Consider the following 10001-nt stretch of genomic DNA (forward strand, 5'->3'; position numbering starts at 1 on the left):
CTAATTATATGCATCTCAGAACGGAATTGCATCTGAAATATTAAAAAAAGAAAGCTTTTTAAGTTGCAGTAGAATTTACTTCTGCACTGGAATTTACTTTTTCAATTCACGCAATTGAAGTTTTCAAGGATCACAGGAGGATCGCTTCCCACAAGCGTCTTTACGGACGTGCCGGGCAGTATTCCACCGTCCTCGAACATATGCCGCCGGATCACCAGAAATATCTGGAATGGAACGGCGACCGCTTCCGCAGATGGGCGGAAACAATCGGAATCAATACATACAAGGTCGTAGACGGCCTGCTTACCTCCGGAAGGGTGGAACAGCAGTCTTACAGGGCCTGCATGGAGCTTCTCAAGCTCGCGGAAAGAAAGAGTCCGCAGAAGCTGGAAGCTGCCTGTGCAAAGGCACTGCAGTACTCTGATTCACCCAGCTACAAGAGCATCAAGAACATCTTGGCGGTTGACAAAAATCTTTCAGAGCCGACAGATGAAGAACCGAAAGATGACTCTAATCAGTATGGCATCACACGTGGTGCCAGGCATTATGGAGGTAACAGATCATGACCAACCAGAGTACAATTGACAAACTGATGGAGATGCATATGACACCTATGGCAGATGCGTTCCGTATCCAGAAGGATGATCCGTCTATGAAGGAAGTTCCTTTTGAGGACCGTTTTGGAATGCTTGTTGATGCCGAATACACTGCCCGCAAGAATAACCGGCTGAAGAGGCTGATTCGGAATGCCGGATTCGAACAGCCGGATGCTTCCATCGCCGCGATCGACTACGGACACAACCGTAAGCTGAATCGGACGCTTATTGAGCGACTGGCAACCTGTGAGTACATCACAGAGTATCGAAACATTTTTATCACCGGCGCAACCGGCAGTGGGAAAACCTACATGGCCTGTGCTTTCGGGATGGAAGCCTGTAAGCACTATTACACTGTCAAGTATGTCAGGATGCCAGATCTGCTCATTGACCTCAAATCGGCGAAAGATGAGGGCAGATTTGCTGATGTACTGAAGAAGTACACTAATCCGACGCTGTTGATTCTGGATGAATGGCTTCTCCTAAAACTTTCCGAGGATGATGCCCCGAATCTTCTGGAACTTATCCATAAACGGAGAAAGCACTCATCCACCATCTTCTGCTCCCAGTTCAGAGAGGAGGGGTGGTACAACAAGCTCGGCGGCAAGAACAGTCCTCCGTCTGATGCCATCATGGATCGGATCTCATATGATTCTTATAAAATCGCGATCGAAAGCATCAATCCGGACAAAGACATCTCCATGCGGGAAGTTTACGGTCTGTATCCCAAGCTTGCTCAGTAACTGCAAAGGTGAGATCATTGCTGGCACAGCCCTTCGTGACTGTGCTGGCGGCTCCGTCGCACATGAGAGGTCCTATGCTTCCCATTCTGCCGGACTCTTGCTTCCCGGGTTACCGGACAGGCGCCTCCGGCGCACCGGAATATTCATGAACAAAAAGGTTCCATTCAGTACAGATGACAAGGTAGATAATCCGGTGTCACTTTATGCTGCAACGAAGAAGTCAGATGAACTTCTCGCTCATGCATACTCTAAACTCTATAACATTCCGTCAACGGGGCTTCGGTTTTTTACTGCCTATGGATCTGCAGGACGTACTGATATGTTCTATTACAGTGCGACTAACACTCTCCGAAACGACGGCACGATAAAAATCTTTAACTATGGAAATTGCAAGCGAGATTTCACTTATATTGAAGATATTGTCGAAGGTATCTATCGAGTAATGCAAGGTGCTCCGAAAAAGGAGAATGGTGAGGACGGACTTCCAATTCCACCTTATGCTGTGTATAACATCGGTGGTGGAACACCGGAGAATTTACTGGTTTTCATAACTGTACTTCAGGAGGAGCTGGTAAGGGCTGGTGTACTTCCTTCAGATTACGACTTTGATGCCCACAAGGAACTGGTTCCGATGCAGCCAGGAGATGTTCCAGTAACATATGCTGATAGTAGTGCCTTGGAACGAGATTATGGGTTCAAACCAGAGATTGGGATCAGAGAAGGATTGAGACATTTCGCTGAATGGTATAAAGAGTTCTATATGAAGTGAGGCGTTGAAGATTAGAGATGGCGAAGGGTAAAATTAAAGATTTCTTATTGGCAGTGAAGGATGAGGGTGTAAGCGCCTTATTGGAAAGCGACGAGTTCAAGCAGGGCGCGACGACTGTACTGGAGCATGTAGTTAACAATCAAGGAACAGCCATTATTGCTGGTTCTATAATCGGTGCGGCAGCTCCTCGGCTCAATAGTGTGATTCTTAGTTTCAAGGAGAATCGTTTTGAAAGAAATACAAATAAGGCATTAGAGCTGATTGGAAATCGTCTTGATGAGATCGATTCACGTGCCTTTACCGAAGACCAAATAAAGGCGATTGTTAGTAACGAAATTCCGTTATTTCTTGATAGTCTTTATGAAGAACGACAGTCAGAAAAAGTTAAGTATCATGTGTCGGCGTTCATTAATTCTATGGGACAGGATGTCGATGAAAGTGTTTTGATAAATGCTTATGATACTATCAATCAATTAACAGAAGTCGATATTGAAATCCTAGAATGCTATATTCCATTTTCGAGCTCTGATTTCACATCTGTTCTTCAGAAACATGGAATAGACAATAAAGAATACCGATTGATTCGCGAAAAATTAAATCGATTTGGTTTGCTGGACAGTAAAAATGACGACATTCGGGAACAAAACCTTCAGAGTGCAGTGGATTACATTAGTGCTGTCGCTAAGGAAAACAAAAAGAAGAATCCAGGAATGGTTAGAACACCAAAATTCAAAAAGACTCACACGACGGAATCATATAATCTCTCATTTGCAGGGCGAAGGTTGCTTACAATGACGGGGATTTATCCAATTCCAGATACGAAGCAGGATGAAGACAGTATACAAGGAACGGTAGAGAAGGGAAGTACAGAGCAATGAATATCGCAGTAGCAGGAACAGGATATGTAGGCCTTTCACTGGCCACGCTTCTTAGTCAAAAGAACACGGTCACAGCCGTTGATATTATTGAAGAGAAGACCAAGGATCTGAACGAATGGAAGAGCCCCATTCAGGATGAGTACATTGAAAAGTATTTTGCGGAAGCAAAGAACGGTAAAGGGAAACTTGACCTTCATGCGGTGTGGAATAATGGCGCAAAGGGAGATGAGAACCCATCCAACGCTGTTTATGCAAAGGCGGACTTTGTTATCATTGCAGCTCCGACAAATTACGATTCGCAGAAGAACTTCTTTGATACAAGCGCGGTTGAGAGCGTAATCGAACAAGTGATGTCTGTCAATCGGCGTCTATCGCCTGACCATGAAGAGCAACAGTGATAACTTCCGGCAGAGCAGCGTTCAAGGAGTCATGAAGAGAATTAAGGCAAAAGGTGCCACTGTGATCATTTATGAGCCAACGTTGAAAGATGGAGAAACGTTCTTCGGATCCCTTGTTGTGAATGATCTTCAAGCTTTTAAGAATGGATCAGATGTGATCATCGCCAATAGATATGACAAGGTATTGAATGATGTTCAGGGTAAGGTTTACACAAAGGATCTGTTTCATAATAATTGATGGTCGGTCATACGACAAAATATGAAGGCGTTGACAAAATCTCTTCAAAGGGGTTCTTCACCCATACTTTTTCTGTTATACTGAGTCCATGACAACATACCGTTGGCTTCTACTCGTCATGGGCGTGGTGGAGGAGTGATGTGATGACATTTGGAGCTTTAACCAGAAGAGAGAGGGGCTTCTGGACTGCGAAACTATGTCAATATATTTTCATGTGTTGATCATAGGAAGAAGGGAGGCGAGGATATGACAAACTTCATAAAGCTTTTTAGGAAAAATGAAGATGGTTCTATTCAAGGCTTTCCATACGATCTAAGTGAAAACTATTATGCTTTTATTCAAAGAATTATAGCTAAAGGCTATACTCAGTGTATTTTGACCACAGATATAATGCTAAAAGCGGCGGATCACTTTCTTCTCTATGAGAATGGCATTGTCACTAGTTTAGAGCTATACGAGGATGATGATGAACTGTCGGCACAGTTAGCTGATCTCATAAATAAAATGAGAACCAATAAGGCCTATTGGAGTATTCTTAAGGAGAAGTTGAATTTTCTTAGTGATGATGCGATTGATGTAGAAACAATTGAGATTTGTGGAAACAAAAAGGAAAGTTATAAAGTCGTTTTTCATGTGAATGGGATAGTCGAGATGTCCTGTAATGACGAAGAGAGTCTTGAAAAAGACATTTTACGAATTATAGGAGCATATATCAAATGACGGTTCGACGATTTATTGGTATATGCATAAAATCGATAGTACTACCATTGCTAGCGATATTTGCGGTACACCATTTTAATATTTTCATTGGTTTTAATCAAATATCTGATGATCAAGCTTTTGACATAGGATTGTCCTGTTATTTGGCAATTTTTGAAGCTTCGATTTCTGTTATTGAAAATATCATTGATAGTAAAAAGGCTAATATTGTAGTAACATTCTCTGAACGCAAGGATGATTATGATGATGAGAGCTGTCCAATAGTGGTCTGTGATCCTACAAAGAATGTTAGGTATTTATGGTGTCATATCACATTAGATGGAAATTATAGTAGGTTAAGAAATACTAGCTTAGAGATAGTTCTTCCTTCGTGGCTTTCTTCCCAATCCCAAGTTCCTTATTTCACTTACAGTAATGATCGGCTGGTATTTGACCTTAATAGATCTGTGCCATTAAGCGGGCATGGACATCATGCAATACAGCATTTAAAAATACCGTTTATTATAAATAGTGGTAGTACAACGTTCGAAATGACATTGATGCCGCATTTGAAGAACAAGAGCCCGATGATCAAATTGGAATCAAAAGGGTTTCGTGCAAAGATAAAGTGAGATAGTATGTCAGGATTAGAAACAACAACAAGATGGCTGGATAAAAAAATAACAAAATTAGATGAGGCTGATAAGATCATAAGATCAGAACATGAGGATGAAATGAATCCAAATGGAACAAGCTATCTTAATTGGGTAATAACCCCTTCATTTGAAAAAAGCCAGAGTACATCCCTGGTAGGAAATTTCACTTTTTATCAGGTTTATAAATTTTCATTTTATCAAGTCCCTCAAGGTTCCACGATCGATGATAGTTTAACCCCATATTCAGGATGGGTGTTAGCGTATGAATTGAACCAAAAAGTTCATTATATTATAAACAGAAATACCTATTCGAAGTTGATACTTCGAAAAATGTTAAAGTATACAGGTAGGAATGAGTTGATTCAAGAAACTACAAGGGCCTATGGGGATTTGTTTGTGTGGTTGATAAGTAAAGTTTACACACAAAATAATACGATAGAAAAAATTGATGATAATTTACCTGATATTATCGTTGACGAGATAAGAGGATTCAAGGGCAGAACAGAAGATTCTTTAAATACAGTTAGTGCAGAAGGGCCTTCTGTTATGAATATACTAAGTACTCTGTCGTTTCTTGTAGAAAGCCAGAATTTAAGGCAGGTAACATTTGACTTGCGTTACTCGGACATGACATCGATAGAAGTGATGCTTTCAACTTCGAATACCGTTGCCGTAGATTTGAATCAATATATGGCAATGCATACAAATATTAATAATGAGGCTCAGGCAATAGCAATAGTTTTTCTTACATTTTATCTAGAAATATTGCCTGTTATTGTCCAAAATTATATTAGTGAACTTGAGTCGGGAAATTGGGGAAAAAATGGCTGTGTTAACTTTTTGCAGCAGGTAGCCCATGCTCTGTCTGAAAAAGTAAAGTTGAGAATTGGAGATTTGAAAAGTAATCCGGATCAACTTATTTTTAATAAAACAATGGATAAGGAAGAGCATGAAGAGGAGCAAGCGGACAGTTGATCTGAGATTGTGAAGAAAGTCTGTAAAAGTTAATAAGCGGGGCCTTCTATGATACATTAATTCATAGGAGGCCTTGATTTATGGCAAGAAAAGAAAAGCAACCCGTTCACCATGTCGTAATGACTGATGGCAAGCGTGCTAGCAGTCAGCAGCTCCTGCAGGAGTATGACATTGAAACTGCAGAAGATATCCAGGACGCTCTAAAAGATCTTCTTGGCGGTACCATCAAGGAAATGATGGAAGCCGAGATGGACGATCATCTTGGATATGGCAAGTCCGAGCGTATAGAATGTTCTGAACAAAGCGATTACCGTAATGGCACTAAGCAAAAATCCCTGCCGGCAATATTATTTTGCTTTATTTTGCGGAAAGCGAAAACGGAACAGATTCCAGCCATTTCATTGAATTCGAAGCAGTGTAACCTCTCGCCGCGGGTGTTCACAGCTGTTCGTGGTTTTTGGGGGCTTTGTTGAGCAGACACTATATATGGTGTTTGTCTTGGCTTCCTGAAACTCGTAACCATGATGTTTGCAGAAACGCTTGTAGCGGTCTGTAAACGCTTTTATATCGTCTTTGCGGACACAGTCCACATGCCAGAAAAGAATACGCAAAATCAACCCATTTTTCGTTCCCATTGGCACGTACAGGGCTGTCAAATAACTTATTGGTGCCAGGGTATTTCGTGTCGAGCAAGGCAATCAGGTTCTTTTTTGCGGCAGTTTTCTGCTTCATTGTGATTTTCTGAACATTCCGCGGTCAAAAGACCGCTTTTACGGATGAGCGGTACCGCTCGTCCTCGACGAGGATACCGCCTTTCCGCATTATGATACCGCTGGCGCTTTTAGAGCGGGTGAGCCGCCAAAAATTCACGCATGTTGGTCTTACCGGCGTTGATTGTCGTCAAATTATGTAGGATACGATCTATGATGGCGTCAGCGCCCCCGCCGCCAAGGCGTGGATGCCATTTTGCGGTTTTGTACTGTGTACAGAAGATCGTTGGCCATTGGGAAATCATTCTTATAATGAATTTAAGCATCAATCCTGATGCAAGTTCATTATAAAGTATGCTTCTCTTATGGCTGGAAGGGTGCTTCTCGACTTTCCGGAACGATGCTGCTCGAAGCCCGGACAGGTGCTACCGGGGATCCCGTAATCTTCACGATGGCTTTAATCATTATAAGAGGGATCGTAGGTAATCAAAAACTATAGGGCAGTCCTCTCGCTCCGCATCGCGTCCGTTTTGCTCCGCAAAACCGTCCGTTGGAATCCGCCGACTGCAGGTATCCTGAGCTCGGAATATTCATCTGAGAAGCTCGTCATATACATAGTATGAATCTACGTAACCACAGGAAAGGGAGGGAAGCGGAATATAATCATGGAATCAATGTCAGAACTTTATATCGATGAAATAGTAAGTAGCCTCCTTGAGCATCGTGCGGCTATTCTCGTTGGTGCTGGGTTCAGTAGAAATGCTGATCCAGTAAATAACACCATTCAGTCCAAAATGCCAATGTGGAATGGGCTTATAGACAAATTCTGTGACAAACTCGGCATAGATGATAAGCATCGTAAGTACTTGAACACCCTCACAGTAGCACAGGAACTTGAAGAATCCTATGGCAGGCCATATCTTGAAAAGATGATAAAGGCTGTCATGGATAATGATGCATATGAGCCATCGGATATACATGTTAGTCTGATGACCCTTCATTGGTCAGATGTCTTCACTACGAATTACGATACATTGCTGGAAAGGGCAGCGAAAAAGGTCGCTGATTATAAATACCAATTTATCCTTGATCAGAAGGATTTGATATACAGTGCAGGTACACCTCGCCTTATCAAACTTCATGGTTCATTCCCTTCTAACAGTCCTTTTATCATAACAGAAGAGGATTTCAGAACATATCCGGCTGACCACGCTCCGTTCGTGAATACAGTGCAACAGTCATTGTTGGAAAATACATTCTGCCTTATAGGATTTTCGGGTGATGATCCGAACTTTCTCAAGTGGATCGGGTGGATACATGATAATATCGGAATTAAGAATTCCCCTGTGATTTACATGATCACACACAGACATTTCTCTCCTGCGAAGGAAAATGATTTAATCTCAAAGAAGATAAAAGTCATTGTTCTTGATGATATAAAGCGGTATCAGAACAAATCTATTACCATCGATGAAGATTACGTTATGGAGCTTTACCGTAACTTCCTGAAAGACCTCGTTAAGAGAACCAAAGAGATCGAAGAAGATGGGAAAAATTGGCCAGGAACAGATGCTAATTTTTTCTATTCAGAACAGTCGTCGTTACAAGAGATTAATAACAAGCTAGAAAAAATACACAGATCATACCCCGGATGGATTTTGTCGCCGTTTAGGAAACACAAGGCACTTTTTTCTGTAATTAGTAATTTTGAAATGGTTACTCTTGGTAGGAAATCCTTTAAAAACGGTAACGGTGGATTAATGCCTGGGGAGAGAGAACACTTTGAGAAGGCAGAAGAGGAAGATGCAAAGCTAACAAAAATAGAAAAAACTAAACTATATCTTAAAATCTCATACGAGTATTGCTGGCTTAATAATGTATCTGGTCATCCTTTATCTACACAATCGATAAAGAATATAGCTTTTCATCTGGAGGAATACGAAGCTTTATCTAAGGAAGAAAAAACAAGTGAATTAGAAAGACAATTCCGCTTTATCCTTCTTATGGAACTGAGATCCTTTAGGATTTACAAACATGAAGAAGAATGGGATAAGCTCTACGATAGCCTTTCAAAGCTGTCGTTATCCACCGATGAAAAGAATCAGCTTATATATGAAGATATCTACCATGATATTTACAATTTGAAATTCTCAGATGTTGAGAAGAAAACGAGCGACATTACTGCTGATAAGAATTACCCATTATGGTGCTTGAAGAAAGCTAGTTTATGGGCATCTATAGGTAGGTACACAGACGCGGCTACCTTGTTATTGTTAGCCATTAACGAAATAAGGTTTGTTACTTCAGACAATTCTAGGACTCGTGATATCAGAAGCAGATCGATAGAGAGCTGCCTTGTGACACTCTATAACTTTGTGATTCAGGCTCAAGGCTTTTCATCTCATCATTTAAGACTACCTTCTGATGAATTTTTGGAAACACCGAAAAGGGATCCGGAATTTGACTTCATATGGGATCGGGAGAATTCTCAGTATGCTACGTTTTTAAGTGATGAGTATGAATACAAGCCAGAAACGATTAAGAAGGCTGACTTTGATCTTGGCAGAGCATCAATATCGACATCATTAGGAAGGGATAATAACGATTACTTTACAGCATTGTCATTTATATCGTTTCGAGAAGAAACGGGCGTACCTTACAAACTCTCGAATGTGGTAAACAAGAACGGCATAATCGGAGCGGCTAAGAGATTAGCTCCCTATAGCGTAATTCTTCCGATTGTTCTGTCTATACTTTCTGAAGAAGATAAGGCAATCAAAGGAATCGTGAGTAGAAGTTATTTGGCAAGCCTGGGTGTTGAGGCTGTGGATGAACTAACTGATATTTGCTTGGAATGCCTGAATGCATCTTTGGGTGTTTGGGTTGAAGAAAAAAATAATGTGTTTAATAAAAACCTTCGCGTTTTTCCAATATATGTTCTTACAGAGGCGTTATCCAGATTCTGTACAAGATGTTCTGCTAGTAAATTCGATGAAATGCTGTCTATACTCCAGAAAGAGTATGAGAATTGGAATACAACGCTAATGCTTGACCTGAGGGAATTTGTAAGCAGGCTGATCGAAAGTTTCCCTTTGAAGAAATTATTCGATAATATTGACTTCTTTTGGAAACTACCTATTTCTCCAGATCAGTCCATTGCTTCGACGAATCTTCCAGAATGTTTTGCTCATATATATCAGAGAGCGAAGTATATTTGGACAGAAGATGGTGTTGTCCGGCAAATTAAATGATGTCCCATCCGGCAGATTATTTCGCGCCGATTTTGGATTTCTACAGATGTGTCAGTCACTTTAAAAGTAACTGTTTCTGCGAATTGTT

At 41.1% G+C, this 10001-nt stretch carries 8 protein-coding genes and 3 pseudogenes; all 11 read left to right on the forward strand.

The window, feature by feature from the left end; translation table 11 throughout:
• Positions 1-200: 200 nt before the first annotated feature.
• Entirely contained in the window at positions 201-566 is a 366-nt protein-coding gene (locus ACTQ1N_RS12080) for a hypothetical protein (protein WP_441956916.1), read from the forward strand.
• A complete protein-coding gene (locus ACTQ1N_RS12085) occupies positions 563-1339 on the forward strand; it encodes an ATP-binding protein (protein ID WP_441956917.1) in 777 nt (258 codons plus the stop codon). The genes ACTQ1N_RS12080 and ACTQ1N_RS12085 overlap by 4 nt, the downstream gene beginning before the upstream one ends.
• Before the next feature lie 148 nt (positions 1340-1487).
• Positions 1488-2108 (forward strand): annotated as a pseudogene (locus ACTQ1N_RS12090) (NAD-dependent epimerase/dehydratase family protein); the annotation flags it as partial.
• A gap of 17 nt (positions 2109-2125) precedes the next feature.
• A complete protein-coding gene (locus tag ACTQ1N_RS12095) occupies positions 2126-2986 on the forward strand; it encodes a hypothetical protein (RefSeq protein ID WP_441956918.1) in 861 nt (286 codons plus the stop codon).
• Complete coding sequence (locus tag ACTQ1N_RS12100; protein WP_441956919.1) at positions 2983-3384, forward strand: hypothetical protein; 402 nt, start codon at positions 2983-2985, stop codon at positions 3382-3384. The genes ACTQ1N_RS12095 and ACTQ1N_RS12100 overlap by 4 nt, the downstream gene beginning before the upstream one ends.
• Positions 3347-3622: pseudogene (locus tag ACTQ1N_RS12105) on the forward strand (UDP binding domain-containing protein); the annotation flags it as partial. The gene ACTQ1N_RS12100 and the pseudogene ACTQ1N_RS12105, both read left to right, overlap by 38 nt.
• A gap of 246 nt (positions 3623-3868) precedes the next feature.
• Positions 3869-4342 (forward strand): hypothetical protein, encoded by a 474-nt coding sequence (locus ACTQ1N_RS12110; protein ID WP_441956920.1) that lies wholly within the window; start codon positions 3869-3871, stop codon positions 4340-4342.
• Entirely contained in the window at positions 4339-4953 is a 615-nt protein-coding gene (locus tag ACTQ1N_RS12115; RefSeq protein WP_441956921.1) for a hypothetical protein, read from the forward strand. Before ACTQ1N_RS12110 ends, ACTQ1N_RS12115 begins: the two co-directional genes overlap by 4 nt.
• Positions 4954-4959: 6 nt before the next feature.
• Positions 4960-5952, forward strand: a complete 993-nt coding sequence (locus tag ACTQ1N_RS12120; RefSeq protein ID WP_441956922.1) for a hypothetical protein — start codon at positions 4960-4962, stop codon at positions 5950-5952.
• A gap of 80 nt (positions 5953-6032) precedes the next feature.
• Positions 6033-6284: pseudogene (locus tag ACTQ1N_RS12125) on the forward strand (transposase); the annotation flags it as partial.
• A gap of 1043 nt (positions 6285-7327) precedes the next feature.
• Positions 7328-9913, forward strand: a complete 2586-nt coding sequence (locus ACTQ1N_RS12130; protein WP_441956923.1) for an SIR2 family NAD-dependent protein deacylase — start codon at positions 7328-7330, stop codon at positions 9911-9913.
• Positions 9914-10001: the final 88 nt, after the last annotated feature.

It is taken from the genome of Porcincola sp. LCP21S3_C12, from assembly GCF_052118625.1.
Lineage (GTDB): Bacteria > Bacillota > Clostridia > Lachnospirales > Lachnospiraceae > Porcincola.